A 26,567-nucleotide genomic window follows, 5' to 3' on the forward strand; every position below is an offset into this window, starting at 1 on the left:
CTTCAACGTCATCGATCAGAGCATTGATGTAGTCCGCCCGGGACTAGAAGAGCGGCGAGTCAGTCATTCTCGTTCTCCAGATAAGCCCGCACAATCTGCGAAGCGGAATTCGGGTCTAGGGGGTTAAGATCAAGCGCGATATCGTGAGCAAACGCTGCGACCATCAGATTAGCATATTCTTGCGTCCCTGCGTCGTTGGCATACATATCCTCCCACTCATTTTCAGCGGTTAGCATCTTGACCAGTTCGTAAACTGGGCGAAGTTTGTGCTTCATCGCCCGACGAACTGTGCGAGTAGGATGAGGATGATAGTCGAGGTAGGCTTCTTCAGCGGTACGCTTGAGCGTGCGAGCAAAGAATTCCTAAGCCAGGAGCGGCTAGATATTATTGATCTTGGGCATTTTGCCTCCAAGTATGAATGTTGATAGGATGCTCAGGCAAACAGATGGCCTTCGCAGATGGAAAGGAAGCGTTCTGGGTCCTTGGCGAACGCTTCCTTGATTTCAGCGTGGTTGTACATCGGCCTAACCGGTGAGATGCGGATACCGCCACGCTGAATATGGACGTGAACCAGTTCGCCACCGATGCCGGACCATGGGTTCTCGGCATTGGCAATCGGCGCGACCGTTTCAGCAACCTTGATAAGAATGTCCGGAACCTTGGCGGACAAAGACACTTGATCTTCGTCAGGGAAGCCCGGTTGCCAGATGAATCCCGGCTTCAACCACTCCATTGCTACGTCAGTGCCGTCCACCGTGAAGCGGAAGCCAACGCAGCGCTTCTGCTGTTCCGACCATCCGATGATGATGCCCAGTTCCGTGCGTCCTTCGAAGGTGTCGAACACGTCGCCGTATCGCTCCTCCTTCAGCGCCGCGACGGTGCGGAGCGCGTCCGGCAATGCGGCGTATACGCCTTCGATGTCGGTAAGCGGGGCGTGGTTGAGCCAGCGTCCCAAGGTATCCGAGAACCAAGTCGTTCCGGTGTGCACCATGACACTGCGAAGATGAGAGAGGATTACCGGCTTCGTTCTGAAACCGGTGAATCCTAGAACCGGATTGGATATCGCACTGTCAGTGATGATGTGCGCTTCCTACGGCTTCAGTGAGATGTTCAGAAGGGTCATTCTTCTTCCTCATTGTTCGATTAGGGGGAGGATGCTGACAGAAACCGGCTTCACGGGAGCGATGTATGCCATGTCCGCCAGCGTCTTCGTGAAGATGTCCTTCAGGCTGCTGGCGAAATCACGGAACGTGACCTTGCTGCCCTTGACCATCTTGTCAAAAAGGTCTTCCCAAGCGTCCCCTATGTCGTCAAACGCCCTGTAGAACGCGCCCTCGACCGTCTTGGTTTGCTTGGTGATGTCCCACGCGGCGCGGCTGAAAGCCGCTTCAAGCTCGGGAGTCATCTTGCCGTTCTGGGCAAGAACGCGCTGCGTCTCGTTCAGCTTCTCCAGCCCAAGGCGAAGGCGGGTCGCACCGTCACCGTACCGCTCAAGGATGGACTGCCCTTCCTGCGCGGCTCGGAGATATTCCCGAGAAGCTTCCGCCGCTTCCAGCTTCGCCGCGATCTCGGAACGAAGGGCCTGAAGGTCCGCGTCCTTCGCGTCCAGGCCCATGGCGCGGAGTTGGCGTTCAACCTCGATGGACTTCGCCATTTCCGCCGCTGCGCTGGCACCCTGAAGGGTGGCGTCCGCGAGGCGCTTGGTCTCCTCCGTCTCCGTCGCCAAGTCCTTTGCGCGCTTCAGCGCGTAGACCTTGGCGCGTTCGACTTCGATAGCTCGGAAGCCTTCGCGAAGATCGTCCAAGGAAACGCCAGCGGCCTGAGCAAGTTCAGCAAGCGACTTTCCGACAATATTCGCCTTCTTGCCGAAGTCAGTCAGGAAGTCTGTCACACGCTCGTTCGCCTTTACATCAATGATCGTGCCTTCACCAAGCCTCAGAGCTTCGGTTGCCAGCTTCGCGCTGTTTAGTTCCAAAACGAGAGCGTTGTAACTCTCCGCGACGCTCCAAACCGCCTTCCCTTCGATGGTCATCGTGTTTGCCGATTTCTCGGCGCGCGCAATGGCATCGTCACGGCTCTTGGTAATCGCCTTGAAAGCAGTGTCGTAATCGTCAACGCTGATGTCGGGCTTGAACTTGTTTAGCTGTTCAAGGCTCTTGGTGTACTCAGCGTTCGCCTTCGCAATCGGGTCGTTCGCTTCGATGATGTCTTTTGCGCCCCGCTTGGCTACGCCGACACGCTGTTCCCACGCCCGGTTATCCGCGTCGATGGTGGCTTGCCCAGCGTCCACAGCGGCGCGGACCATGTCCGTCTGAACCCCGTCCAGTTCTTTCACAAGCTCAGCGCGTTGGTTCTGGAGTGCCTTGCGCATCCACCCGATGGGGTTCCGGGCGATCTACGAATCCAGTGAGGCAATCTGTCCCTGAAGGTCGGCAACCCGTTCGGCTGGCTTGGGACCGGCAAGCATGTTGTTCGCGGCCTGAAGCGCCTTCTCCGGAAGCTACAAAAAGAACTTGTACAGGTCGGATAGGTGCAACTTGCTGTCCAAGTTGATAAGAAGCTAATCCCACTGATTGCTAATGGAAGTGTTGATCTGTTCAACGGTACGAGGGATGACGGAGAAGTCCTTATTCACCTGATCCGTCATGTTGCGCATCGCCTTCAACACAATGTCGGTGGTGATTAGGCCCTGACTGGCAAGCTCCTTCAGCTCTCCCGTCGTCACGCCCATGATACGGGCGATTTCGCGGGTAAGGGGAGGCATGTTCTCGGCAAGAGACCGATACTCGTCCCCCTGGAGGCGGCCGCTCGCAAGAGCCTGTGACAGCTACGTCAGTGAGGAAGCCGCTTCCTGCGCCGTCTGACCGGACACCTTGCCCAGCTTCAAAAAGGTCTCGGTGAGGCTGGAAACGTCGCTGTTCGCCAAGCCTATGTCCTTCCCAACACCCGCGAACCGGGCCATGGCCGAACCCACGTCACCCACGGCAACGCCAAGGCGGTTCGCGATGGCGACCGTATCGGCGTACAGCACCTTGGCCGATTCCATACTTCCGCTCGAAGCGTTCAGCTTCCCAATCAGCAGGTCCATGGCGTCAACTGGCCTTGCCATTGCTGCGCCCGCTGCAAGGGCCGCTACGCTCAGTGCGGTGAAGCCCAAGGCAACCCCGCCGACGATGCCGACAGCCGCACCAGCGGCCACGCCAGCGGCGCGCAGACCCGTTGCCACCGTGCTCACGCTGTGGGCCGCGCTACCCGCTGCGGGGGAGAGAGTGCCAAGCGCCGAGATGACGCCACCGAAGCCCCGGTTCAGGGTCGGGAGAAGGCCGTTGGTGCGCGCGATCTCATGGTTGAGGGTGTTCATGCTTCGGGCGAATTCGCCCTACGCCTTGGCGCCTTCCATCGAGCGTGCGCCGAACGTCTGGAGGGTGCTGTTGTAGGTGGAGAGCGCGACACGCGCGCGGTTGGTCATGTTCGCGTTGCCGTCCATCTGCCGCCCGATTCGCTGAACCATCGATTCGGTGCGGGTAAGAGCGGCTTGGTAGGCCCGTTCATTGGCAAGGGCCTGCCGCGCGATATCGACGGCGTTGCGCCCGGCGTTCGACCCGCCCGAGCTGCCGGGACGGGAGTTGGAACCACCCGGCGCGTTGGCGCGGGCCTGGATATCGGACAGGCGCTTGACCTTGCGTTCCGTCTCGGTGACGAACTGGTCTACCTGCTACTTCGCGCCGGTGAAGTCGATCCCGGCTGTGAGGATAAAATCGGTGGTCATGGGGCTAAAGTACTTTCGGTCTGGGGTACGGTCGGGAGAATAACTATGTTCTCGCGAAGGAATGCCGTAGAGATGAAGATTTGCCCTCCACGCCCTCGTCCCTATCGGACTACATGGCCGTCAAAAAGACCTTCGCGGTAGGCGCGACGCACAAATTCGACGTGCCAACCGACAATATCGGCAAAATCCTAAGCGGAGACAAATGAAGGTAAAGAATGAATATAATTAAGTTCGACAATGCGCATCTGAACACTCCATAGCCATTGAACTCAGGTATTATACATCATTTGTTGTAAAATGTCAAGATGCGATGCGAATCTAATTACCAATCTCCGTCGTACCCATAAGACCTGAACAGCTCCCTTTGGTCTTCCGGCAGGTTCATTTCGTGAATATATGGCATTGTCTTCACGCCGTGCCCCATGTAGCCGCTGCGCCCGATCGTTTTCCCTCTTCGATATACCCGCGGCTGCAATGCTTTGGCGAAAGTTGGGTCGCACTTCCCTTTGTACGCTGTTACCCCTTGGAAAAATGAACTGGCAATCACATCAGCAAGCTGGAGTCCTGGGTGTTGGGTATGGGGGATCGCATGTATCGCATTGAAATCTACGACCGAGAAATCTATCCTGTAGTCTAGGTAAAGGTTGTTGTTGTCGCTTTGAATAGACAGTTTGATCAAATAGTCAATAAGCTTCTGATAGTTGAAATCATCGCGTTTTGAGAAAATTATCTCAGCAACACGCCGTCTTTCATCGTACTTGCGCGACCATGCTCCGCAAAAAGCAGTCACTCGCTCCAAAAGCAGTCTTGTCATCCACCAATACATGAACAGACGGTTTGCTGGCAGGCGCTTATTGTTGTGTGTCACCATGTTTCGCTTGTTGGACATTACGCTGAAGTATCTTGCTTCTAGCTTTGCCGCTTCTGCGCACACCAATGATTTTTTGTATGGCTGAAGATCACGAAAATGAATGTCTCGCCGCTGAGGGCTGTTTGTAATTTTCTTGCAATTATCTAGCCACTCAGAAACACGATGTTCATTTTCTACGCGGATGACTGCCGCTGACAATACGAACCATTCAGACGCGCCGTTTGGATAGAATGGCTTTATTCGCCTGATATGATCGTCTCCCGCCTCATCGATGTACACGAGATATCCCACGTCCACTTGTTCGCCTCCTTTTCTCCCATCCTGCAAGCTGGAAAAGCCTGTTGCAGGCGAATGAATTCCCGCTATGGTCGTCTTTTTAGTGCGAGATGATGCGGCTCCATCGATATCTATTGGATGACGCTACCATGGAGGGTGTGGCAGGGCAATCCAGGCAAGGCCACATACTCAGGCACATTCGGATTTGGACGCGTTCAATCGATGTTTGAGAGCGGTCAAAATCGGTCAAACCAAATGACCAAAATTAAAAAGGAGGGGGAGCCAATCCCCCTCCATGTCCTATACGAAACCCATCGCACGCAACGCCATGCGGGCGGCGGTTGCTGCCTCATGTGGTGGCGTCGTGATATGGAATGCTTTTGGTAGAAACTTCTTAGCCTTGTCCATGGGGTGCGTGCGTTCGGTGAACAACTGTTGACCAGTCTCGCACGCATTCTTTACGTGCTCGATCATCGCCAATGCGAATGCGAGCATATTCTGTCGGGCGATTGATCTGGCTTCTTCAAGTGATGAACCTGCCCCCAGAGCCTGAGTCATGTCGGACTGCATAGCGTTGAATACGGCGGAGGGGTTCAGGTCCTTCATGTAGGAACTGATGAAGTGCTTCGTCGTCGTTCCTCCGAAGTCGGCGCCGCCCGCGATCTGGATCAGCATGTTCGTCAGGTCGCGCTTCAGCGCCGACTCCGGATCGACTTCGATGTCCTCCGGGTAAAGCCGCCCGCGCTTGAGCTTGGTTTGACCGAACGGAGTTCCTTCCTCTTCGAGGCTGTCGGCTTCGGAAAGAGCGGACATGAAATCATCCCGATCCAAAGGGGCACTCGCTGGAGAGGGCTTGACGTTCAATGACTCATTGTAAGCCCCACGTATGTGGGTGGGGTGGCAGAGGTCGTCTTCCACGGCTTGGAAGACGGCGTTCCAGTTCTCCGCCAGCCACATCGCATCAGATCGGCGGCGGGGATCGATGTCACTGAAGCCGTTGTCCCGGCACCACTGGCCGAACGCCTGATTGCTTCGGTGGAGTTGGCGACCATGACGGAGCGCTTCCCCGACCTTTCGCCAGTCTTCCCGCATCATCTTCGCAGCGGTGTTGATGCGTTTCCAGGCTTCGCGGCCTTCGGCAATCGGATCAGGGGAAGTGGGTGCAACGTCACCAAGGTTGATCTCCACGGATATGTTCAGGTCTGCTTGCTCTTTGGTCAGCACGTCTACATTCCTTCCGCTAAAGTACTTTAGTCATGGCGACGTGCGGCACCCGCTCCACCACCAAAAGGAGACACCAAGTTGGTGTCTCCTTCCGTGTGTGAATCATCCAACTTCATAGGAAGACGCCCGCGCGACATCATTGCGGGCATCAAAAAGGGACGGCGGTTGCCGTCCCCTCGGTTCACTGGCGCTGATGCCCACCGCCCTTCTGGCCCGGTGGTGTGGGTGGTGCGTCGTCGTGTCCTTCGTAAGGGTGATCGGTCAGTGGGGCGGATGGTTCTGGAATACGCCTATTGCCCGCGCGTCGGCGCGTTCTTCATAAGGGCCGTTAGTTCGTGTACCCAGCAATCCCGGCTTAGCCAAAAGGGAGGCTGGGCCTCCCTCTCTGCCGAACGTGTGTCACGCGGCGCGGCGCATCAGGGCGATGAAGGACCTTTCGTACGATGTTGACTATCCATGATGACGGCAACGCCAACGATCTTCTCGACCAAATTGTATCCTGCTAGAAGGAACGTGAAACTCAACGCCCAGAAAAGCAGAACACCGATGCACTGCAATATCTTACTTGCGCGCCCAATCAGCTTCAAAGAGATATGCCTTGACATGGCTATAGAGTAGTTTGTCAATACCATTAGAATAGCCATGACCATTAGAAGAGCTGTGGCAAGCACATAAATACTTCCGCTTACCTTAGCTGCGATAGCCATGACGCCTGTCGCTAGGCACCAGGAGATAAACTTGAAGAATCGCTCAATGGCGTCATGGGACGATTTATGAAAATCACTTGGCGATTTAGACAGGAGGACAACGAAGCTATTAAGAAAGCTATCTGCGTATCTCACAATCCGTAACACAGCAATCTCCTCATCGCTCTCTGATTAGTTGGTCATCCGACCAACAATATCAAACCGACGTTGATCTGTGAAGGATTGGGCAACCTTAGCATACAGAACGAATGCTCAATCTCGTCGTTTTTCACCCAACATTCGAGGGGTTGCAGGCTTCCAAGTGCGGGAGGCAATGCTCCGAGAGGGTGACAAAGGAGGGGGCGTTTCCGCCGCACTCATTGGTAAAGTACTTTCGTTGGGCTTCCGCGCGTTGCCTCGCGAACACCGCAACGTCGCGCCGAGCGGGGGCGTTACGCCTCCCCGCCGTCCAAGGCTCGGTAGACGCTGGCACGGCTCACGCCCAGCGCTTCCACGATCTGCGGAACCGTCTTGCCGCTGGCGCGCATCGCGCGGATTTCGTCGCCCTTGGCGCGGGCGGTAGGCGCCCGACCCTTGTACTTCCCTTCGCTCTTGGCCTTGGCGATGCCTTCGCGCTGGCGTTCGAGCATGATCGCGCGTTCGAACTCGGCCACCCCTCCCATGACCGTCATCATGAGCTTCCCGGTGGGCGTGGCAGTGTCGAGGTTCAGATTCAGGATGCGCAGCGCCGCGCCCTTCGCCTCGATACGGTCCACAATCTGCAACAGATGGGCGACGGAGCGTGCAAGCCTGTCCAGGCGCGTCACAACGAGCGTATCCCCGTCGCGGAGGTAGTCCAGAGCGGCTTCAAGCTGGGTGCGCTTCGCCACGTCCACGGACGAGACTTGCTCGCTGAACAGCTTCCCCACGCCAGCGGCGGTAAGGTCGCGGTGCTGCGCGTCCAACCCGGCTTCCTGTTCGGTAGTGCTGGTACGCGCGTAGCCGAGCAACATGGCGTCTCTCCGTCTCAAAGTCTCACTAGAGTCAAAGGCGTTGTCTCATGGCCGTCTCAAAACGTCAATACCATTCGTGTGAGACGGCCAAGCCCGCGCTTTGGCGAAGCGGTGAGACATCTCGCACGGGTAAGGTCCAGTGAGACGCCACGCAACGGTTTGAAAAGCGGGGCACGGGCTTTGCGCTACGCCCCAACCCGCAGAAACACACGGCGTGGGGCGCAATGCTCCGAAATACGACTAACGCTTTCCCTACGTTTCGAGGGGATTCCGCAACGCCTTCAAAGCAAATGCCGGGACGTGGGCTGTGCGGTGGCAATGCCCGGCGCAATGCAGGTGGATGGGACCCAAGGGGGGTAGTATCCCCCTTCACCGCTGTGCCGTACAGGTGATGGGGCAATAGTAAAAAAACGCTTGAGCGCGTCAAGACATGAGCGTCGGGATGTGGTACAATACTCTTGTCGGCACCACCCAGTCGCCGACGTTTTCTTGCGCGAACGAGAAAGAGAGGCCGCTCAACTGAGCGGCCTTTCGCATTCGTGGGTGGTTTCCCTGCGCTGGCGCTGCTATTGTGCTTCCGGAGCGGAGGTTTTCGGCTCTTTTGAGGCGCTGAAGAGCGGTTTATCCGCCTTGGGCCGCTTGTTTGGTTGTTTTGATTGCGATATTTTTCACCTTAGGGTAGCAGAAAACACCACCTCCTGGACGCTGTGCGAGAAAGATATTCTCCTTTTGGTGGAAAATCGAGGACCTTGGACTGTCCTTTTTGAACCCAAAAATCGCGTAAGACATTGAAATCATTGACGAAACTAGCCGAGGGACCTTCTGTGCGTACCGTTGCATATAGTAAAATACACATGTTGTGGGGGGTATAGTGCCATACGGTATGTGTACTCCCCCTAAAACAACAAGAATTGGAAAAGTAAATAGGAAGGATCAATGCCTAACTGCTTAACTGAGAACTCTCTTTCTTCAATAAAATCAACGACTTCCGCCCGGAGAAGCCGTCTGGAGAAGGGTCGTTTTTCGCCCGTTTCGGCGGAAAGGCTCCCTCGCTCAGGGCTGAAAACTGCCGTTTTTGCCTATCTTGAGTTGCATTCTATGGCGAGCCCACTCAACCGAACTTCACTCACATCGCCCAGAAGAAGGGCAATTGCGCCCCGCTATGCGCCAAGTCGAGGCGAAATCACCACCCGTACAGCCGCTTCAGCGCTCCTAGACCGCCTTGCAACCGCCCTTGACCGACTAAAGTACTTTACTCGGCACTGACAACCACCCCATTTGACATCACAACACCCGCCTTCGGCGGAAAGCCCGTCCGCACGCTCAAGATCGAGGGGGTGAACTGGTTCTGCTCCAAGGATGTATTCGACGCGCTGGGAATCTCTACCGTCAACATCGCCGCGCATCTGAACCTGTTTAACGTCCCGAAGGACGAACGGCAGATGCTGCGCGGACTGATCGGTAACGGGTCCCTAGCGAATTCCGCTACGCACCCGAACACCGGCTTTATCAACGCGACCGCCGTCCGCCGCATCGCCCAGCGCTCGAACAAGCCCGCCGCCCGCGAGTTCCAGACCTTCCTGAACAAGACGGTCGCGCGCGCCATCGAGAAGGACGGCGTTCACACCTGTACAAAGCTCACCCTTTTCGCGAGGATGATTGCTCGTAACCCTCCCTTCGCGAGTGCGTTCTCATGTTTCGTCCATTCGTAATCATGCTTGTGGCTTTGGCATGTTCGGCTTGCACAAAGCGTTTCGAGCCAATGTCATCAGGCTTGATTCACTACGGGCCACCGGGGTTTGTAACACCAGAAGAACCCACCCTCATTACTTTGCGACTTAGGGCTATGATTGGTGCTTGCCTTAAGGATATTCCAGATCGGGCGCCGATGGTAATTAAGGAACTACCGGGTGGTGACAGAGTCCTCATCTTCAATAGTCTTGTCTATGCGGAAGCTGGCCATATCTCAGCATTCAACGCACAGGACGGCACCAACGTCGTGGTAAACGGAGACAGGTTGATACCACACTTCATTAAGATAAAGAGCTGGGCCGAAGGTGACACAACGTGCTGAACAAGGCTGGAAGCAGAAACCTTCCCTAACCGATCGTTAGGAGCGCTTCGTTCCATCGTCACAAATATTTCGTGCGCCCATTGTAATCACATCGTCAATGGTGTATAATTCGCTCATTGCTTTGAAACAGAGGAAACCTCCAATGGTCGATATTACTGAGTACATTTCGGTTGCCGAAGCGGCGACGATTGCGGGCGTATAGGAAGAGACCCTCCGCAAACGCCTCCAACGCTTCGGCTTCCAAGCGTCCGTCCGTATCGGGCGGCGCATTTACCTGAACCGCGCCGAGTTCTTGCGCTCACCCTGTGCATGCGCACTGTGAGGCAAAAAGAAAAAGGGGCGTACCGCGCCCCCGCGATACGCCCCCTGAATATTCTCTTGATCAACTTGGCGCCTATTATAGCACACGCAAAGCGAATAGGCAAAATGAAACACAACGAACTTGACGGGATGGCAACCATCCCCGGATATCCCGCTTACGCTATCACTCCGGAAGGGGTTGTATTCAACCTCAGAACACGGCGCATGTTGCGTTCTTTCCCTTCAACCTACGGGTACCCCGCCGTACGACTATGCCGCAACGGCTAGGGGCGGAACCATTACATCCACCGGCTGCTCATGGACACCTTTGTCGGACGCCCAATCGAGCCGGGCGACTGGACGGTTGATCATCGCAACGGCGTCCGAGATGACAACCGCCTACCAAATCTGTAGTGGCTCACGCGCGGTGAGAACACCCGACAAGCCAACATGCGCAGAAAGGCACGCAAGAGTGCTCAGCAAGAAACGTAATCCGTCCGCCGCGGCCAAACAGGCGCTAAGCCGGTTCTTCGTCAAGCCGAAGAAGACCGAGACGAAGCCGAAGGAACGTGGCTCTAAAGTACTTTTCGACAACGCCGACTTCGGCACCCAAGATCATCTTGAATCAACAAAGGACTGAAAATGAACTCCAACGAAACCAAGAGCCTGCTTGATCAGGCGAACAGCAGCCTCTCCAACGCCCAGTTGGCGCTTGAAGACGCGCACAAGGCCCGTGACTCCGTCGCCGCTGAAATGGCGTCCGGCAGTGTTGACGCCGTGTCCCGCCTTACCGCCGTCCAGTAGATCGTTCGCGCTTGCGAAGACGATATCGCGGCCTTCCGAATCGTAGCCGACCACGCGCAGCGCCAGCACCAAGAGACCGTGGCGCGGGAGTACCGGGAACGCCAGGAAGAGCTGTACCACGACGCCTTGGCCGTCTGTGACGATGTCTGCGAACTTGCTGGAGAAGTGGATGCCGCGTTTCTGGAGTTCAACGCCAAGTTGGCCGAACTCAACACTCGCGTCGGTGATGTGTTCAAGCTCATGCGCGAACGCGACAAGGACCGCGAGAAGCCACTTTTCCAAGGAATGTGGATGCTGGGACAGTCCCTCGCGTGGGACCTTGAAAATCGCCTTCACGTATACCGAAACGGTGATGTTGTCCGTGAGTTCAGATGCGCCGATGGATACTCGGGAAACTTCCGCAACTCGGTGAGGAAGGCTCGATAATGACCCACGATTACAAAATCTTCTGGGACGAGAGCGGCAACTCCCTTGTGTCGCGCACCCATTTCCCCTGCGAGTACGTTGTGACTTCGAAGACCGGCGACATCGAACGCGGCATCGCGTAGGCCGCTGGATTCCGCGTTATCGAATTGAACGACGAAGGCCGCATCGTTGAACCGCTGTCTTCCTACCTGAAGGATGAACCGGACGCCTTTTCCCCGAAGTGGAAGCCGCTCGCAGAGAAGATTCGGAGCGAGTTCCATCCCGCCCCGCCATCCGAAGCGAAGGGGTCCGGTACCGCCCCCACGCCCGTCAGCGCTTCCAAGCCCGTCGCCCCGGATTACGGCGAAGTCAAATTCATCAGCGGGGTTGCGCCCGGCACCGTCACCGAGACCTTCGAGGATGGATAGACCCTCACATCCTCGATGGGCCGACGCGGGCGAATTGAGACGCCGCCCGTCCAGCCCGCGATGCGCACGTTCAACCCGTTCTCCGTTGACATGAACGGCTACATGGAACTTCGCCGTCAGGGTTTCACTCCTGAAGTCCGCGTGAAGGTGGTGGGGAACGACTCTCTCGGCCAACCCGCCGATACGCCTGCTTGGCAGAAGCCCCACTCCACAGCCCTGACGCCGCACGAAATGGAAACGTGGCTTGAAGCCCGCGCCCGTGGCGAGGTGCCAGTATGACGAGCCTTCCACGCGGCTTTGACGCCGACGTTCCGAAGGAGGCGCGCAACCCGAAGCGCGCCCCTGTCCTTCCCGAAGCGGCACCCAACGAACCCGTTGCGGCGCCAACCGCGCCAGAACCGGTAGCAGCGCCGACGCACAAGGTCGAACCCTTCGCGGCGCTGAACGCGCTGAAGCGGCGATCCACCCGGTAGGGTCCGCCAAGGAATTGGGAGGCGCAGCAATGACGCGCAAGGAAGCCCTAATCGTCATCGCGCTTGATGCGCTCTATCAGCTTCGCGACGAAGTCCCCGCCGACCTTAAGAAGAAGCTATCCTCCGTGCGGAGGCGACGTAAAAAGACCAGCAAGAAAGGAAAACCCAATGGTTGAATTCTAGGATTATGACGGCGGCAAGTACGCTGTTGTTGGCGCCCCCGGCGCATCTGCCGTGGTCACACTGATTATCGAAGACAATACCGGCTATGGTTGGCTCAAGTGCCCCACGACGCGCGGTGCGGTGCTTGTCTGGACCCCCGGCGTCCGTCAGTGGACGTTCAAGGGCCACTTCTGATGTGCAGCGCCGTTGTGGCGTGGCTGTTTGCCGCCGCTCAGACGCTTCAGGAGCGCGCTGAGTGTGCTGAGCCAGCGATGTAGCGGCAACGGCGCAGACCGAATCCAGCGGGCCGTGAGGCGGCGCGCTGAGGGTGGTTGAAGCCGGGGCCTATTTGGTGACGCCCCTACCCCAACCGACAACGCCCATCGCCCCGAAGCGGTGGGCGTTTGCATTTGGCCGACCGTTGGGTAAAAATTGGGTAATCAGTTGGGTAAAGGGGTGGGTAGAGACAAGAACCGACACAACGGCTAAGCCATTGATTTTAGCCAATTTTGTCTCTACCCACGCAGTTTATGGCGGTTCAGGGAGGAATCACACCATTGGCAATCCCAACACCCTCCCCTTGCCGATTGTTCCGTCACCACGCACATGCAGCGGACCGCGGGACGACGAAGCGCCCGGAAGTGCCCGGAGCCCAAGCGGACGAAGTATGACGTCGCCCGACCGGGGACCGGATTTAATCCGATCAAGCTATCCCGAATAACCCTTTCGTCATCACTCCCGATACGGCGCGAACTGCGCCATATGAACTTAACTTTGTAAGGGATCGGACGGGAACATTCGGCACAGTCCGAGAAACGCGGCAGGCAAGCCAGCGCCCCTTCGGCGGTCCGCACTGGCTGGAGGTACGGGGAAAAAGTCATGGATCAGAACACCCGCCACCTGATGGAACATCTGCCTTATCTGCGACGCTACGCGCGGGCCTTGACGGGAACGTCGACGCAGGGGGATGCCCTGGTGACGCGCACATTGGAATGGTATCTGGACGGGCCGGGTGGATCGGCGGCGGTCGACTCGTCGCGCGGCTCGCTCTACCGCTATCTGAACCAGCTGCAGGACAGTTCCGGCGCCCGGGCCGGCGCGCCCGGCGCCCATCCGGTCGAGGCGGCGCTGCACAGCCTGGACGAGATGGACCGCCGGCTTTACCTGCTGGTCAACCTGGAGGACCTGCCGGTCGCCGACGCCGCCACCGTTCTGGGCATCGCGCCGGAAGACGCGGTGGAGCGGTTGAACTTCGCGCGCGAGCGGGTACGGTCGAAGCTGACGGCGACCATCCTGATCGTCGAGGACGACGCCATCATCGCCTTCGATCTGGCGGAAACGGTGCGCGGCATGGGCCACACCGTCTGCGGCAACGCCGCCACCATGGACGAGGCGCTGACGCTGGCAGGCCGCCATGCGCCGACGCTGGCGCTGATGGACATCCGACTGGCCGAGGGCGACAACGGGATCGAGGTGGCGCGGGAGCTTCGCCGCCAGCGCTTCCTGCCGGTGATCTTCGTCACCGCCTTCCCCAATGAGCTGGCCAAGCAGGGGCTGGAGCATCTGGGCCCGGTGATTCCCAAGCCCTTCACCCGCGAGCAGATCGAACAGGCGATCACCCGCGCCGTCTTCACCCCCCACCCCGAGGAAGCCTCGCTCGCCATGAAGCACTGAGAGTCCGCGGGTGGAGGGCGAGCCGGCTTTGCCGGAAGACCGCCCTCCCTGACCAGCGCCTTACTTGAACCAGCGCCTTACTTGAAGACGACGGTGCGCCCGCCGTTCAGCAGGACGCGGTGCTCGACGTGGTAGCGGACCGCCCGAGCCAGCACGATGTTCTCGATGTCGCGCCCGATGGCCACCAGGTCGTCGGGCGTCATCGTGTGGTCGACGCGCTCCGCTTCCTGCTCGATGATCGGCCCCTCGTCCAGGTTCGAGGTGACGTAGTGGGCGGTGGCGCCGATCAGCTTCACGCCGCGGGCGTGCGCCTGATGGTACGGCTTGGCGCCCTTGAAGCTCGGCAGGAAGGAGTGGTGGATGTTGATGACCCGCCCGGCCATCCGCTCGCACAGGGCCGGGGACAGCACCTGCATGTAGCGGGCGAGCACGACCAGATCGATCTTCTCCTGCTCCGCGATCTCCAGCAGCCGGGCCTCCTGCTGGGCCTTGCTGTCGTTGTTCACCGGCAGGTAATGGAAGGGAATGTTGTGCCACGCCGCGAGCTGGTAGAAGTCGCGGTGGTTCGACACGATGGCCGGGATCTCGATCGGCAGATAGCCGGTGCGGTAGCGGTACAGCAGGTCGTTCAGGCAATGCCCGAACTTCGACACCATGATCAGCACCCGCTGGCGCCGCCCGGCGTCGTGCAGCTTCCAGGTCATGCCGAAGCGCTCGGCCACCTGCTCGGCGAAGGCCGCCTGAAGCTCCGCCTGCGACGGCCCCGACGCCTCGGCGGAGAAATGGATGCGCAGGAAGAACAGATTGGTCCCGCGGTCGCCGAACTGCGCGCTGTCGATGATGTTGCACGACCGCTCGGCCAGGAAACCCGACACGGCGTAGACGATGCCCACGGCATCGGGGCACGAGACGGTGAGGATGTATTCAGAAGCGGTGCCGGACATGCGCGCCTACCGTTGCGACCTGGAATCGAGGGCGGATTCCCTAGCACGATCGTCCGCGGGATGCATCGTGCAATGTCGGAATACCGGAACGCCCATCCGGCAGCATTTGGTAAGGATTCCCATGCGACAATGCACCGTTTCGGCATTGGACCGACCGCGGAGGCGAGCCATGGGCATGGGCGGCAAGATCATCGGCGAATACGCCAAGGGCAAGGTTGACAAGCTGCTGACGCCGGAGGCGGCGGAAAGCACGTCGCGGCACCGGATCATGCACTTCCTGGAGAACATGGAAGCGGCGGTGCTGGAAGCGAACTGCGAGGTGATGGGGCGGGAACTGCCGAACCTCGACCAGACCGCCTTCCTGCGCATGGCCGTGCGGGTGGCGGAGCTGCGGGCCGACTATCTGCGCGCCGGGCTGAAGGTGGCGGATCACCGGCATCCCAACGCCGCCGCCATCGAGGAGCTGGCCCGTGTCCGCCGCGCCTACGAGGAGATGCAGGCGGTCTTCGAAGCGGCGGAGCGGGTGATCGAGCGGGGCTACGTGAAGCTGGGCTGAGAGAGCCTCCTTCCCAGCGTCACGGCCCGGTCGATGCCAAGACATCAGGCGTCCATGCCGGGGTGGCGGTAGACCATCGGCCCCGGCCCGCCCTCCTCGCCGTTCTTCTCCGGAAGCTGCGGCTGCGGCAGGGCGTAGAATTTCGGCTTGTCGGGATCCAGCGTCTTCTCGAAGGGGAGCGTCATCGCCATGCCGGAGCGGTTCCTCTCCGCCTCGCGCATCGCCTGCTGGAGCTGTTCGGCCAGCTTCTGGTCCCAGGCCAGCTTGTAGTAGCGCGGCTCGACCCCGCCCTCCAGCTGGAGCCACAGGTAGATCCCCTGCCCCTCCTTGATCTGGGCGCCCAGAATGGTGGCCTGGGCGGTGGCGCTCTGCGCCCATTCCATGCGGACCGGCTTGGGCTTGCTCAGCAGGTCGGCCATGCCGGCGTAGGCGACGGGCATGAAGCCGATGGAGACGGCGACCGCCGACACCTTCACCCACAGCCGGCGCGGTGCCCAGATGGCAATGGTGGCGAGCGTGGCGGCCAGCGCGACCGCGGCGACCTGGAAGTCGAGCAGTTGGGTCATGATTTCCTCCCGCTGCGCAGGGGCTTGTAGAGGCTGTGCACGCTGTCGCCGACCAGTTCGCCGGCCTCCGTCAGCTTGAAGCGGAAGACGGTCAGCTCCTGCCCTTCCCGGTCCAGCTGGACAGTGGTGGCGAGGAGCTGGCGCGCGTTGTCGCCGTCCGGCCGCTTGGCGCTGACCACCACCGTGACCGGGACCGGGAAGACCATCGCCTTGTTCCGGTAGAGATGCAGGTTCACCGCGTATTCGCCGGGCGGGATGCCGCGGCTGTAGCTGGCCTCGTAGTTCAGCTTCGTCGGATCGGCGTTGCGGCCGAGGTCGTCGCGCAGCAGGTTGAAGATCACGCCGGACTTGTTGGAATAGCCGACCGGCACGTCGCCCGGCGCCTCCACCCACAGATCGACATCGGCGTCCAGCTCGTCGGGCCAGCGGGCCTCGATCATCACGTTGCCGGGGGCTGCGACGCCCGCCGCGTCGGCCTGCTTGGCCTCCGGCCGGATGTGGGGAAGCAGCAGGATGACCACCGCCACGAAGCCGCAGAGCGCCAGCGTGATGACGTCGCGGAAGACGGTGCCGGCGTCGTCCTCTTCGAACTGGTCAAGGGCCTGCATGGCGTTCCCCCACGGCGACGATCTCGGTGATCAGGTTCACCGTGGCGCCGGACAGCAGGCCGATGTTGATGTTCAGCCAGATGTTCAGGACGCCGCCGACCAGCGTGGTGTAGAGCGCCACGGCCATGCCCTCGATCAGCTTCGACACCATCGGGCCGATGGCGGCGACGTCGCCGGCCTTCTGCGGGTCCACACCCGACAGGGCCATGATGAAGCCGATGACCGTGCCGATCAGGCCGAGGATCACCAGGGTGGAGGAGATCTGCCGCACCGTGCCGATGCGCGCCGACATCTTGAATTTCAGGCACGACGCGGCGATCGACCGAGCCCCGGAATCCCGTCCGCGGACCTCCGCCAGATAGCGCGCGGCCCGCGACGGGATTGACGGGTCGAACTCCTTGGCGCGGTTCAGCTCGCGGCTGGTGCGCAGGATGCGCTGGGCCGACAGGCCCAGCCCGGCCAGAAAGACCAGAAAGATCAGCAGGCAGAGATGCGTGCTGTCGGTGGCGATGATGGGATCGATCAACCCTTCCGCCCAGGCGGCGGCGAGAAGCGTGAAGCCCACGGCGTTGACGACCGCGAAGCGCAGAAGCAGCAGGTAACGTTGCGACACCAGCGACAGGCCGGCGGTCAACTGGCCGCCACGGCGGCGGCGCACGGTGGGCACGAGGGAATGAACGGGGACGTTCTGGGCGTCATCGGCCATGGCGTCCGAAACAGCGTCCGACATCGGGCAGCCCTCCATCCAGGGAGCAGGGAGCGTTCGGACTGGCACTCCGCAACCGGCGTGCCAGCGGTTCGTCATCGGTCCCACCCAATCCCGCAGCCCGCCGCTCCGGCCCGTTCATGTGCTTGGCCGGATGGGATAAATCGCCCCTGTGACAAACAGGCTACTCCGGAAGTCTGTCCGCAGCGCTTGAACTCTCCATTGCTTTGGATCAACGGATTCCGCGATTTCGCGCGACGCGGTGATTAAATTGTAGTCAAGGCCCAAGACCCGGCCCATTCATTGCTTACGAAATAAGCAAAATTATGCTGCACCGCAGCATGGCAATGACACACGCGTTGCAGGCGGCGCGACGCTCGCGCGAATACAGAAAACCCCTTTCCAGCCATTGCAGGAAAGGGGTTTGCGGATGGCTTCGTTCGTATTCGTGCGATCAGGCGTCGCGGTAATGTTCCAGTTCGCGCCGCAGGTCGGTAACTTCGCGCTGCAACGCAACCACCCGGCCGACATCGGGAGCCGTGCGGCGCTCTTCCTTTTCGAGTTCGTCTTCGACCTCGCGCTGCTCCTGCCGGATGATGTTGAACAAGGCTTTCCTCAACATCGCCACCTCCCGAGCTTATTTCTAAAATTTTAGCGCTTTCGACCATCATCATCAAGGAATTCTTGGAAAGAGTCGAATCTTCATAGGGTGGCGACGCCCTCCATGACGGCGTGGCCGCGACAATTGGCGGAGCTAACCCGGCCGACCTTGACAACCCTTTTGCGCGTCCCCATTGGTTAACGCTCACACCTTGGGCTCAACCTCAGGCCTCTCCAGGCCGGTCGCCGCCTTTCCGATCGCGCTCAGGACTTTTGGTTTCGGCGGCCCCAACTCCTTGCGGAATCAGGGGCGAATGGAACGCAGACGTCTTCTCCAACTGGCGCTGACCCTCCCCCTCGCCGGGGCCGGCGCCTTGCTGCTCCCGCACACCGCGGGAGCCCAAACCAAGGCCCGCCCGGCGGCGCGCCCGCGCATGGTGGTGCTCGACCCCGGCCACGGCGGCATCGACCCGGGGGCCATCGGCGCGCGCGGCACCCGGGAAAAGGACATCACCCTGCACATCGCGCAGGAGGTCGGGCGCCTCCTGTCGCGCCAGCACAAGCTGGGGGTGACCCTGACCCGCGACGGTGACCGCTTCCTGGCGCTGGGCGAGCGGGTGGACGCCGCACGCGCGGCGCGCGCCGACCTGTTCGTGTCCATCCACGCCGACAGCGCGCCCAACCGCGAGGCCCGCGGTCTCTCCGCCTACACCCTGTCCGAGAAAAGCTCCAACTCCTTCGCGGCGGCGCTGGCGCACAAGGAGAACGCGGTGGACCGGCTGGGTGGCGTCGACGTGAAGGACGCCAAGAAGGCCGTGAAGGAAATCCTGCTCGACCTGACGGCGCGCCACACCAAGCACGCGGCGCTGGTGGCCCGCCACGCGATCGTGAAGGGCGCTGGGAAGGACATGCTGCTGCTGGACAACCCGATGCGCTCGGCCAACTTCGCGGTGCTCAAGGCGCCGGACATTCCGTCCGTCCTGCTGGAGACCGGCTTCCTGTCGAATCCGAAGGACGAGGCGATCCTGCGCGACTCCAAGGCGCGGCAGAAGATCGCCCGCGTTCTCGCGCGCGAAATCGCCGGGCTGGTGACGCGCGCGCCCTTCGCCTAGCCCGGATTCCTTCGCGCTCGCAGCGAGTGAAACATTCGTGCATCACCCCGGGACAAAACCACGATGAAGCCTGACACCACCAAGATTCCCCATTGCCAACGCACCTGCGGCATGACTTTTTCCGCCCGCCCGTTCTTTCGGCGGGCCGGGGATCGGAGGCAGAGCGTGTCGGGGTTTGGCCGCCTTTGGGCGCTGGTCGGGATGGCCGCTGTGGCGGGCCTTGCGTCTGGCTGCGCACCCGTCGTGCTGGGCGCCGCCGGGGGGACCGCCGTCGTCGCGGCCAGCGAGCACCGCGGCCTGTCCGGCTTCGCCTCGGACACCGAGATCAAGGCCCGCATCAACCACCTGTGGTTCCAGCACTCGCTGGAGATGCACAGCCGCATCGGGCTGACGGTCGACCAGGGCCGCGTGCTGCTGACCGGCCGCGCCACCGACGCGCAGATGCGCCTCGACGCCGTGCGCCTGTGCTGGCAGGTGGAAGGGGTCAAGGAAGTCATCAACGAGATCCAGGTGGACACCGACTCGGGCATCATGGACAGCGCCCGCGACACCTGGATCACCACGCAGCTGCGCACCAAGCTGACCTTCGATTCACAAATTCATAGCCAGAATTTCAGCATCGATACCGTCAACGGCGTCGTCTATCTCATGGGTCTGGCCACCCACCAGGGCGAGCTCGACCGCGTGATCGAGCACGCCCGCACGCTGCCGAACGTCCAGCGTGTCGTCAACTACGCCCGCGTCCTCTAGCGCACCAGGGTCTCCGCACCGCCATGGCCATCCTGCCCGCCTTCGCCCGCCGTCTTGCCGCCTCCGCCGCCATGAGCCTGCTCATGGCGCTGGCGGCGTTCACCGTGGCGGCGGGGGGCGCCGGCACCCCGGCGGCGGCACAGCAGCCGCAGCCCGACCAGGGGCCGGCCAACCGCCTGTTCGTCCAGGCGATGCAGATGATCCGGCAGGCGGACAACACCTACGACATCGCCGAGGAGAGCCGCTTCCTGAAGGAGGCGGACCGGCTGCTCAACGAGATCGTCGTCAAGTTTCCGGACAGCGCGCTGGCCGTCCAGCTCGTCACCAACCAGTTCGTCGGCGACTTCGACTTCTTCGAGTTCCGCTCGCGCATCCGCTCGCTGGTGTGCAACGAGCCGATGACCTCGCTGTGCTTCCTGCACCGGGTGGCGGAGATGCTGCCCCCGGTGGAGACGCCGATCACCGCCGCCCGGTGGGACTGGCTGTCGCTGGCCGTCGCCTACAACACCATCGGCGACACCGCGCGGGCCAAGGAGATCATCGCCCCCTTCGTCAGCGCGGTGCGCCGCGGGACGGCGGCCGACGGAGCCGGCCAGGACCTGTTCGTCGCCCGCGCGCTCGCCCTGATGGGGCAGAACCAGCTCGCGCTCGACATCACCCGGCAGATCCCGGAATGCTCGACCCGCATCTACAACCTCGCCGACATCGCCAAGGCGGCGGCGTGGCGCGGCGACATGGCGCTGGCGGGCCAGCTCGCCGAGGAGGCCAAGGCCTACGCCACCGCCCGCAACTGCAGCTGGGAGCTGGGCCTGGTCGCCCAGACGCTGCTGCGCGCCGGCAAGGAGGGCGCCGCCCGCACCCTCTTCCTGAACACGGTGGAGACGCAGTTCTCCAAGTTCCGCGAGACCAAGACCGATTGCTGCCCGCCGGAGCTGGCGGTCGCCGCGTCGGAGCTGGGCGACACCAATCTGGCGCTTGGCCTGCTGCGCACGGTGCAGGACGAAAATCCCTGGACGATCCCGGCGGTGCTGGGCCGCATCGCCCGCCGCTCCGACGCCTCGGTGGCGCTGTCCTACGCCGAGCAGGTGCAGGACCTCGACATCCGCGGCGAGGCTCTGGCCGAGCTGATCGAGGCGGCGCTGAAGCGCGGCGACCCGACCAGCGCGAACGAGCTGATGAAGCGGCTGACCCGTCTGGTGGATGATTCCGCCGGCCGCCGGCCCGGCCTGCTCGCCCAGAAGGCCAAGGCGGAGAAGGTGATGTACGGCGACGACCGCTGGCGCAAGAGCTTCCAGGGCTCGCTCAACGCCGCGGACCGCGCGAGCAACTTCGTGCGCCGCGACATCGGCGCCCCCCTGCTCGCCGCCCTGGTGCGGATCGAGACCGGCCTGCCGATGCTCGACTGAGACCGGCTTGCGGCCCCGTCAGGGCCGCGCCGCCAACACCACCAGCCCGGCCACCGGCGCGCCGCTCTCGTGGCGCAGCGTGTCCGGGGCGAAGCGTAGGACGGTCAGGCCCGCGGCGGTCAGGGCGTCCCGCACATGGCCCTCCGTGTGAGCGTAGCGGCCGTGCGGGCCGACCCGCCAGGGCGCTTCGCCCTCCTCCAGCCGCTCCACCGTAAAGGCCAGCCGCCCCCCCGGACGCAACGCCGCGGCGGCCCGGGCCAACACCCCGTCCAAAGCACCGAAATAGCAGAGCACGTCCGCGGCCACGATCAGGTCGAAGGAGGCCGGGCGGGCGTCCAGGAAAGCGCCGAGTTCCGCCTCCTCCAGCGCGTCGTACAGGCCGCGGGCGGCGGCGCGCTCCAGCATGCCCGGCGACAGGTCCACCCCGACCAGAACTCCGCGCCGCGCCGCGCAGGAAGGGACCGCACAGGCCGGTGCCGCAACCGGCGTCCAGCACGTCCAAAGCCCCGTCCGCCATGATCCCGGCGTCGGTCACCGCCTCGGCGAGCAGCGCCGGGGCGCGGTAGCCCAGCTCGCCCAGCAGCTTGTCGTCGAATTCCCCGGCGAACAGGTCGAACACCTGCCGGACATAGGCGTCGGACGCCCGCTCCCCGGCGTCCAGCCCGGCGATGGCGGCGCCGATGTGGCGGGCCACCGGATGGTCGGGATGATCGCGCAGCCACAGCCGGGCGAAGCGCGCCGCCTCCTCGTTCCGCCCCGCCTCGTGAAGCAGGTAGAGGGCTCCGGACAGGTTGTCGTGCGCTTCGTCCCAGTCGGGCCGCAAGGCCAGAGCCCGGCGGTAGGCCATGGCGGACTCGGTCAGCCGGTCGCCGTCGCGCAGCAGGTTGGCGAAATTGTTGAACGCCTCGGCATAGGCCGGTTCCTCGGCCAACGCCCGGCGGAAATGCCGCTCGGCCGGCGCCGCGTCGCCCGCCGCCTTCAGGGCCGAGGCCAGATTGTAATGGACCAGCGGGTGGTCGAGGCCGCAGGCCAGCGCCTCGCGATAGGCTGCCACCGCCTCCTCCGCGCGGCCCAGCGCGCGCAGCACGTTGCCCAGGTTGTTGTGCGCCTCCGCGAAGCGCGGGTTCAGTCCCAACGTGCGGCGGTAGGCGGCCTCCGCCTCCACGGCCAGCCCCTCGGCGGCCATGGCGTTGGCCTCCGCGTAGAGTCGCATGGCCTGAGCGGCCAGACCGCCGAGCCTCCCCGCGCCACGGGCGAGCAGGCCCGGACGCGGCGACGGGGGGCGGGGCGGATCGCTCGGCTCGGACACGGAACGGCTCCTGAATGGGGCGTGGGCTGACAGCATCTTTCTAACAGCATCTTTACCGGGAACCGGTGAACATGGCACTCCCTTCCGGCAACAGTCCGGCGGTAACAGGCCGTCGGCAGGCCCAGCAACCCGGGGCCGGATCGGGCAGACGGAAAAGGCGAACCCCATGACCCAGCCCACCGACCAGGATTCGCCGACGACGCCCGACGACCTCGCCGCCCGGCTCGGCCGCGCCGTCGACCACCATCGGGCGGGCCGGCTGGCCGATGCGGAGCGCGACTACCGCGCCGTCCTGGCGGCCGACCCGCGCCACCCCGACGCGCTGCACCTGCTGGGCGTGCTGGCGCTCCAGGCCGGGCATCCCGGCCCCGCCGTCGAGCTGATCGAAGAGGCCATCCGGCAGGCCGGCGGAATCGCCGACTACCACGACAATCTGGGAAGCGCGCTCGCCGCGCTGGACCGCCACGCCGAGGCGGCGCAGGCGCACCGCATGGCCGCCGCGCTGAATCCGCTGTCGGCCCGGCCGCGCCACAATCTGGGCAACGCCTTCCAGGCGCAGGCTCTGCCCGGGCTGGCGGCGCTGGCCTTCACCACGGCGGTGGAGCTTGAGCCGGGTTACGCGAAGGCCTGGTACAATCTCGGAAACGCGCTGCGCGCCCAGAAACGCCTGGGCGATGCCGTGCGCGCCTTCGCCCGCGCCGCGGTGCTGGCCCCCGCCATGGCCGAGGCCCACACCAACCTAAGCGACGCGCTGAGCGCCGCCGGGCGGCCCGACGAGGCGCTGGCCCAGGCCCGCGCCGCGCTGCGGCTGCGGCCGGACGATCCGAAGGCCCACCACAATCTCGGGGCCGCCCTGCAGCACAAGGGCGCCTACGAGAGCGCGGAGATCGCCTACCGCGAGGCGCTGAAGCGCGCTCCCGACAGCCTGACGACGCTGATCGACCTGGGGGGCGTTCTGCTGACGCTGGGGCGCCCCGCACCGGCCGAGCAGTGCTTCCGCAAGGCGCTGAGCCGGGACCCCCACGCCGTGGAGGCCATCCATAACCTCGGCAAGGCGTTGCAGGCCCAGGGGCATTACACCAAGGCGGAGGCCTGCTACGAGGAGGCGCTGGCCCACGCCCCCAACCTCGCCGCCGCCAGCGACAGCCTCGCCATCATCGCTCTTCTGCACGGCCGGCTGGAGCGCGGCTGGGAGGGCCACGAGCGGCGTTTCGCCGCCGGCCGGGCCCGGCCGGACCGGCGGATCGACGCGCCGCGGTGGCGGGGCGAGGGGCTGCGCCGGCGCCGCCTGCTGGTCTGGCGGGAGCAGGGAGTGGGCGACGAGATCCTGTTCGCCTCCTGCTACGGCGATGTCATCGCCTGGGGCGGCGGGCCGGTGACCATCGAGACCGACCCGCGGCTGGTCAGCCTGTTCGCACGCTCCTTCCCGCGCGCGACGGTGCGGGCGGAGACCATCGATGCCGATGGACGGGAGACGGCGGTTCCCCTGGATGCCGACCTCCAGATTCCGGCGGGCAGCCTGCCCGGCCTGCTCCGGGGAACGCTGGCCGCCTTCGACCAGTTCGACGCGTGGCTGAAGCCCGATCCGGTCCGCACGGCCCTCTGGCGGGAGCGGCTGGACGCGCTGGCGCCGGGGCTGAGGGTCGGTGTCGCCTGGCGCAGCCATCGGACCACGCCCGAGCACAAGGGCGCCTACACCACGCTGGACCAATGGGCGCCCCTGTTCGCCCTGACCGGGGTGGTGTTCGTCAACCTTCAGTACGGCGACTGCGCCGAGGAGATCGCCGCGGCGGAGGCGCTCTTCGGCGTGACCATCCACCGCTGGGACGATCTTGACCTCAAGGACGATTTCGAGGGCGCGGCGGCGCTGACCGCCAACCTGGATCTCGTCATCACCCCGGCGACGGCGGCGGGCGAACTGGCCGGCGCCCTCGGCGTGCCGGTCTGGCGCTTCGGACACCGGAGCTGGAGTCAGCTCGGCACCGCGGTGCGCCCCTGGTTCCCGGCGATGTGCCTGTTCGAGCCGCGCCCCGGCGAGACCTTTGACCATGTCCTGACCGGCATGGCGGATCGCCTCGCCGCGTTGCGCCCCGCCCCGGCACGCCCGGCCGCGCCACCTCCGCTGCCACCGGTGACGGTGCCGACCACTCCGCCGGCCGATCCGGACGCCGTGCTGAACGACGCCATCGCCCTGCACCGCTCCGGGCGGTTGGACGCGGCCATGACGGCCTACCGCGCGGTCCTCGACCTGGAGCCACGGCACAGCGACGCGCTCCACCTTCTCGGCCTGATCCAGCATCAGCTCGGTCATCACGCCGAGGCGGAGGAGCACATCGCGGCAGCGCTCCGGATCGATCCCGAGTTTCCCACGGCCTGGAACCATCTCGGCCTCGTCCGGCAGACCCTGGACCGCCCCGAGCAAGCCCACGCCTGTTTCAGCCGCGCCATCGCGCTGCGTCCGGACTTCCCCGAGGCGATGACCCACATGGGGCTCAGCCTGAAACAGCCGGACCGGCTGGACGAAGCCAAGCGCTGGCACCGCCGGTCGATCCGCCTTGCCCCGGCCAACCCGGCCGCCCACACCAACCTCGGCTATGCGTGCGAGGTCGAAGGGCGCTTCGAGGCTGCGGCGGGCCATTACCGGCGGGCGCTGACCCTGCGGCCGGACTCCGCCGACACCCTGAACAACCTGGGCACGCTGGCCAAGATGGCGGACCGGCCGGCCCTCTGCCGGCATTTCCTCGACCGCGCCCTGCGGGTGTCCCCCGGCCTCCCCCTCGCCGCCTGGAACGTCGGACTTCTCGCCTTGGCGGACGGCGACCTCGCCACCGGCTGGGCCGGCTATGAGCGCCGCTTCTCCGCCCGCCAGCTTCAGCGGGCGCGCCGCATCGCGCTCCCGGTGTGGACCGGCGAGCCTCTGCGCGGGCGCCGCCTGCTGGTCTGGCCGGAGCAGGGGCTGGGCGATGAAATCCTGTTCGCCTCCGTCTTCGGCGATCTGAAGGACAGCGACGGGACGGTGGTTCTGGAATGCGACCCGCGTCTGGTCACCCTGTACGCCCGCGCCTTCCCCTGGGCAACCGTGCGGGCGGAGTCCGTCGCCCCCGACGGGCGGGAGCGGTTCGACCCGCCGGACTGCGACCTGCAGATCGCCGCCGGCTCCCTGCCAGCTCTGCGGCGAGACCGGCTGGAGCGTTTCCCGCCCCGCCCCGCCTTCCTGACCGCCGATCCGGAGCGGGCCGCCGTCTGGCGGGCGCGGGTGGAGGCGCTCGGCCCCGGCCTGAAGGTCGGCATCAGCTGGCGCAGCCAGATCGTGACGGCGCACCGCGAGGGCGCCTACACCCGCATCACCGACTGGCTGCCGCTGCTGGAGGTGCCGGGAGTCCACGTCGTCAACCTGCAATATGGGGACTGCGCCGCCGAATTGGCCTCCATCGAGCCTAGGGGCGTCCGGCGCGTCCATCGCTGGGACGATCTGGACCTCAAGAACGACCTGGAGGGGGTGGCGGCCCTGATGGCGGCGCTCGACCTCGTCATCCTGCCCGCGACCGCCGCCGGGGAACTGGCGGGCGCCTTGGGCGTGCCGGTCTGGCGGCTGGGAGGCCGGGACTGGACCTGGATGGGCAGTCGGGTGCGGCCTTGGTTCCCCACCCAAAGGCTGATCGGCCCATACCCTGCCGAGACCTCCGCCGACATGATCTGCCGGATCACCGGGATGCTGGCCCGGATGGCGCCGAATCCTATCCCCGATGGGGTATGACGACGCAAGAATGCGCAGACTTTCGGTCTAATCCCGCAACGAAAGGCACGGGGCAGGCCTATGCGGCGAATTGTCCTACCCCCCCATCGTAAGG

The 26,567-nt window shown here is 63.2% G+C and carries 27 protein-coding genes and 2 pseudogenes; 13 read left to right on the forward strand and 16 right to left on the reverse strand.

Annotated elements, in window-relative coordinates; all coding sequences use genetic code 11:
• Positions 1–59: 59 nt before the first annotated feature.
• The 8 genes and pseudogenes from ACWPN5_RS20370 to ACWPN5_RS20405 form a co-directional block, all read right to left on the reverse strand.
• Positions 60–275 carry a hypothetical protein gene (locus tag ACWPN5_RS20370; RefSeq protein WP_492297093.1) on the reverse strand — a complete coding sequence of 72 codons (216 nt, stop codon included), beginning with the start codon at positions 273–275 and terminating at the stop codon, positions 60–62.
• Between the two features lie 158 nt (positions 276–433).
• Positions 434–991 carry a hypothetical protein gene (locus tag ACWPN5_RS20375; RefSeq protein ID WP_492297094.1) on the reverse strand — a complete coding sequence of 186 codons (558 nt, stop codon included), beginning with the start codon at positions 989–991 and terminating at the stop codon, positions 434–436.
• A gap of 141 nt (positions 992–1,132) precedes the next feature.
• The gene (locus ACWPN5_RS20380; RefSeq protein WP_492297096.1) at positions 1,133–2,371 is read right to left on the reverse strand and encodes a hypothetical protein; all 1,239 of its coding nucleotides are present in this window, start codon (positions 2,369–2,371) and stop codon (positions 1,133–1,135) included.
• Between the two features lie 189 nt (positions 2,372–2,560).
• A pseudogene (locus ACWPN5_RS20385) lies at positions 2,561–3,361 on the reverse strand (tape measure protein).
• Positions 3,362–3,379: 18 nt separating this feature from the next.
• Positions 3,380–3,511, reverse strand: coding sequence for a hypothetical protein (locus ACWPN5_RS20390; protein WP_492297098.1), 132 nt, complete (start codon positions 3,509–3,511; stop codon positions 3,380–3,382).
• 580 nt (positions 3,512–4,091) lie between these two features.
• Entirely contained in the window at positions 4,092–4,919 is an 828-nt protein-coding gene (locus ACWPN5_RS20395) for a DUF3800 domain-containing protein (RefSeq protein ID WP_492297100.1), read from the reverse strand.
• A gap of 297 nt (positions 4,920–5,216) precedes the next feature.
• Entirely contained in the window at positions 5,217–6,140 is a 924-nt protein-coding gene (locus ACWPN5_RS20400; protein ID WP_492297102.1) for a hypothetical protein, read from the reverse strand.
• A gap of 1,138 nt (positions 6,141–7,278) precedes the next feature.
• Positions 7,279–7,839, reverse strand: a complete 561-nt coding sequence (locus tag ACWPN5_RS20405) for a recombinase family protein (protein WP_492297104.1) — start codon at positions 7,837–7,839, stop codon at positions 7,279–7,281.
• A gap of 1,283 nt (positions 7,840–9,122) precedes the next feature.
• On the opposite strand from ACWPN5_RS20405, the gene ACWPN5_RS20410 reads away from it, so the two are divergent.
• The 3 genes from ACWPN5_RS20410 to ACWPN5_RS20420 all read left to right on the forward strand — a co-directional run bounded on the left by ACWPN5_RS20410 (position 9,123) and on the right by ACWPN5_RS20420 (position 10,853).
• Positions 9,123–9,551: a BRO-N domain-containing protein gene (locus tag ACWPN5_RS20410; protein ID WP_492298007.1), complete on the forward strand. Its 429-nt coding sequence runs from the start codon at positions 9,123–9,125 to the stop codon at positions 9,549–9,551.
• 974 nt (positions 9,552–10,525) lie between these two features.
• The gene (locus ACWPN5_RS20415; protein ID WP_492298009.1) at positions 10,526–10,627 is read left to right on the forward strand and encodes an HNH endonuclease; all 102 of its coding nucleotides are present in this window, start codon (positions 10,526–10,528) and stop codon (positions 10,625–10,627) included.
• Between the two features lie 58 nt (positions 10,628–10,685).
• Positions 10,686–10,853, forward strand: coding sequence for a hypothetical protein (locus tag ACWPN5_RS20420; protein ID WP_492297105.1), 168 nt, complete (start codon positions 10,686–10,688; stop codon positions 10,851–10,853).
• Here the strand turns inward: ACWPN5_RS20420 and ACWPN5_RS20425 are convergent.
• A complete protein-coding gene (locus tag ACWPN5_RS20425; protein ID WP_492297107.1) occupies positions 10,829–11,353 on the reverse strand; it encodes a hypothetical protein in 525 nt (174 codons plus the stop codon). The genes ACWPN5_RS20420 and ACWPN5_RS20425 overlap by 25 nt on opposite strands.
• A gap of 89 nt (positions 11,354–11,442) precedes the next feature.
• Here ACWPN5_RS20425 and ACWPN5_RS20430 point away from each other — a divergent pair, with 89 nt between their 5' ends.
• From ACWPN5_RS20430 to ACWPN5_RS20450, 5 genes are all read left to right on the forward strand, one after another.
• Entirely contained in the window at positions 11,443–11,565 is a 123-nt protein-coding gene (locus ACWPN5_RS20430) for a hypothetical protein (RefSeq protein WP_492297109.1), read from the forward strand.
• Positions 11,566–11,589: 24 nt separating this feature from the next.
• Positions 11,590–11,850 (forward strand): hypothetical protein, encoded by a 261-nt coding sequence (locus tag ACWPN5_RS20435; RefSeq protein ID WP_492297110.1) that lies wholly within the window; start codon positions 11,590–11,592, stop codon positions 11,848–11,850.
• A gap of 60 nt (positions 11,851–11,910) precedes the next feature.
• Entirely contained in the window at positions 11,911–12,129 is a 219-nt protein-coding gene (locus ACWPN5_RS20440) for a hypothetical protein (RefSeq protein WP_492297112.1), read from the forward strand.
• A 223-nt stretch (positions 12,130–12,352) separates the two neighbouring features.
• Positions 12,353–12,499, forward strand: coding sequence for a hypothetical protein (locus ACWPN5_RS20445; RefSeq protein ID WP_492297114.1), 147 nt, complete (start codon positions 12,353–12,355; stop codon positions 12,497–12,499).
• A gap of 865 nt (positions 12,500–13,364) precedes the next feature.
• On the forward strand, positions 13,365–14,159 hold the full coding sequence (locus ACWPN5_RS20450) for a response regulator (protein ID WP_145680730.1): 795 nt from the start codon (positions 13,365–13,367) through the stop codon (positions 14,157–14,159).
• A gap of 77 nt (positions 14,160–14,236) precedes the next feature.
• On the opposite strand, the gene purU is transcribed toward ACWPN5_RS20450, so the two are convergent.
• Positions 14,237–15,103 carry a formyltetrahydrofolate deformylase gene (gene purU, locus ACWPN5_RS20455; protein ID WP_040134208.1) on the reverse strand — a complete coding sequence of 289 codons (867 nt, stop codon included), beginning with the start codon at positions 15,101–15,103 and terminating at the stop codon, positions 14,237–14,239.
• Positions 15,104–15,272: 169 nt separating this feature from the next.
• On the opposite strand from purU, the gene ACWPN5_RS20460 reads away from it, so the two are divergent.
• Entirely contained in the window at positions 15,273–15,659 is a 387-nt protein-coding gene (locus ACWPN5_RS20460; protein WP_145680731.1) for a hypothetical protein, read from the forward strand.
• Between the two features lie 44 nt (positions 15,660–15,703).
• Here the strand turns inward: ACWPN5_RS20460 and ACWPN5_RS20465 are convergent, their stop codons facing one another.
• The 4 genes from ACWPN5_RS20465 to ACWPN5_RS20480 form a co-directional block, all read right to left on the reverse strand.
• The gene (locus ACWPN5_RS20465; RefSeq protein WP_449227345.1) at positions 15,704–16,225 is read right to left on the reverse strand and encodes a hypothetical protein; all 522 of its coding nucleotides are present in this window, start codon (positions 16,223–16,225) and stop codon (positions 15,704–15,706) included.
• Positions 16,222–16,833: a DUF2135 domain-containing protein gene (locus ACWPN5_RS20470; RefSeq protein WP_492297116.1), complete on the reverse strand. Its 612-nt coding sequence runs from the start codon at positions 16,831–16,833 to the stop codon at positions 16,222–16,224. Before ACWPN5_RS20470 ends, ACWPN5_RS20465 begins: the two co-directional genes overlap by 4 nt.
• The gene (locus ACWPN5_RS20475; RefSeq protein ID WP_186465946.1) at positions 16,820–17,563 is read right to left on the reverse strand and encodes a MotA/TolQ/ExbB proton channel family protein; all 744 of its coding nucleotides are present in this window, start codon (positions 17,561–17,563) and stop codon (positions 16,820–16,822) included. Before ACWPN5_RS20475 ends, ACWPN5_RS20470 begins: the two co-directional genes overlap by 14 nt.
• Before the next feature lie 430 nt (positions 17,564–17,993).
• A complete protein-coding gene (locus ACWPN5_RS20480; RefSeq protein ID WP_162473411.1) occupies positions 17,994–18,146 on the reverse strand; it encodes a hypothetical protein in 153 nt (50 codons plus the stop codon).
• A 307-nt stretch (positions 18,147–18,453) separates the two neighbouring features.
• On the opposite strand from ACWPN5_RS20480, the gene ACWPN5_RS20485 reads away from it, so the two are divergent.
• The 3 genes from ACWPN5_RS20485 to ACWPN5_RS20495 all read left to right on the forward strand — a co-directional run bounded on the left by ACWPN5_RS20485 (position 18,454) and on the right by ACWPN5_RS20495 (position 21,407).
• Positions 18,454–19,251, forward strand: coding sequence for an N-acetylmuramoyl-L-alanine amidase family protein (locus tag ACWPN5_RS20485; RefSeq protein ID WP_492297118.1), 798 nt, complete (start codon positions 18,454–18,456; stop codon positions 19,249–19,251).
• Between the two features lie 165 nt (positions 19,252–19,416).
• Positions 19,417–20,001, forward strand: a complete 585-nt coding sequence (locus ACWPN5_RS20490) for a BON domain-containing protein (protein ID WP_035679005.1) — start codon at positions 19,417–19,419, stop codon at positions 19,999–20,001.
• Positions 20,002–20,024: 23 nt separating this feature from the next.
• The gene (locus ACWPN5_RS20495) at positions 20,025–21,407 is read left to right on the forward strand and encodes a hypothetical protein (protein ID WP_145680735.1); all 1,383 of its coding nucleotides are present in this window, start codon (positions 20,025–20,027) and stop codon (positions 21,405–21,407) included.
• Positions 21,408–21,425: 18 nt separating this feature from the next.
• On the opposite strand, the gene ACWPN5_RS20500 is transcribed toward ACWPN5_RS20495, so the two are convergent.
• Positions 21,426–21,830: a class I SAM-dependent DNA methyltransferase gene (locus ACWPN5_RS20500; RefSeq protein ID WP_492297120.1), complete on the reverse strand. Its 405-nt coding sequence runs from the start codon at positions 21,828–21,830 to the stop codon at positions 21,426–21,428.
• A 448-nt stretch (positions 21,831–22,278) separates the two neighbouring features.
• Positions 22,279–22,884, reverse strand: a pseudogene (locus ACWPN5_RS20505) (tetratricopeptide repeat protein); the annotation flags it as partial.
• Here ACWPN5_RS20505 and ACWPN5_RS20510 point away from each other — a divergent pair.
• Positions 22,883–26,473: a tetratricopeptide repeat protein gene (locus ACWPN5_RS20510; protein WP_492297122.1), complete on the forward strand. Its 3,591-nt coding sequence runs from the start codon at positions 22,883–22,885 to the stop codon at positions 26,471–26,473. The pseudogene ACWPN5_RS20505 and the gene ACWPN5_RS20510 overlap by 2 nt on opposite strands.
• Positions 26,474–26,567 lie beyond the last annotated feature (94 nt).

Source organism: Azospirillum sp. UENF 211521 (assembly GCF_058780535.1).

What these genes read in the sequence shown, in the direction of transcription:
- ACWPN5_RS20370 (WP_492297093.1), bottom strand. Translation starts at nt 275, where the DNA reads ATGAAGCACAAACTTCGCCCAGTTTACGAACTGGTCAAGATGCTAACC.
- ACWPN5_RS20375 (WP_492297094.1), bottom strand. Translation starts at nt 991, where the DNA reads ATGGTGCACACCGGAACGACTTGGTTCTCGGATACCTTGGGACGCTGG.
- ACWPN5_RS20380 (WP_492297096.1), bottom strand. Translation starts at nt 2,371, where the DNA reads ATGCGCAAGGCACTCCAGAACCAACGCGCTGAGCTTGTGAAAGAACTG.
- ACWPN5_RS20390 (WP_492297098.1), bottom strand. Translation starts at nt 3,511, where the DNA reads ATGGTTCAGCGAATCGGGCGGCAGATGGACGGCAACGCGAACATGACC.
- ACWPN5_RS20405 (WP_492297104.1), bottom strand. Translation starts at nt 7,839, where the DNA reads ATGTTGCTCGGCTACGCGCGTACCAGCACTACCGAACAGGAAGCCGGG.
- ACWPN5_RS20430 (WP_492297109.1), top strand. Translation starts at nt 11,443, where the DNA reads ATGACCCACGATTACAAAATCTTCTGGGACGAGAGCGGCAACTCCCTT.
- ACWPN5_RS20440 (WP_492297112.1), top strand. Translation starts at nt 11,911, where the DNA reads ATGCGCACGTTCAACCCGTTCTCCGTTGACATGAACGGCTACATGGAA.
- ACWPN5_RS20445 (WP_492297114.1), top strand. Translation starts at nt 12,353, where the DNA reads ATGACGCGCAAGGAAGCCCTAATCGTCATCGCGCTTGATGCGCTCTAT.
- ACWPN5_RS20450 (WP_145680730.1), top strand. Translation starts at nt 13,365, where the DNA reads ATGGATCAGAACACCCGCCACCTGATGGAACATCTGCCTTATCTGCGA.
- purU (WP_040134208.1), bottom strand. Translation starts at nt 15,103, where the DNA reads ATGTCCGGCACCGCTTCTGAATACATCCTCACCGTCTCGTGCCCCGAT.
- ACWPN5_RS20460 (WP_145680731.1), top strand. Translation starts at nt 15,273, where the DNA reads ATGGGCATGGGCGGCAAGATCATCGGCGAATACGCCAAGGGCAAGGTT.
- ACWPN5_RS20465 (WP_449227345.1), bottom strand. Translation starts at nt 16,225, where the DNA reads ATGACCCAACTGCTCGACTTCCAGGTCGCCGCGGTCGCGCTGGCCGCC.
- ACWPN5_RS20470 (WP_492297116.1), bottom strand. Translation starts at nt 16,833, where the DNA reads ATGCAGGCCCTTGACCAGTTCGAAGAGGACGACGCCGGCACCGTCTTC.
- ACWPN5_RS20475 (WP_186465946.1), bottom strand. Translation starts at nt 17,563, where the DNA reads ATGTCGGACGCTGTTTCGGACGCCATGGCCGATGACGCCCAGAACGTC.
- ACWPN5_RS20485 (WP_492297118.1), top strand. Translation starts at nt 18,454, where the DNA reads ATGGAACGCAGACGTCTTCTCCAACTGGCGCTGACCCTCCCCCTCGCC.
- ACWPN5_RS20495 (WP_145680735.1), top strand. Translation starts at nt 20,025, where the DNA reads ATGGCCATCCTGCCCGCCTTCGCCCGCCGTCTTGCCGCCTCCGCCGCC.
- ACWPN5_RS20510 (WP_492297122.1), top strand. Translation starts at nt 22,883, where the DNA reads ATGACCCAGCCCACCGACCAGGATTCGCCGACGACGCCCGACGACCTC.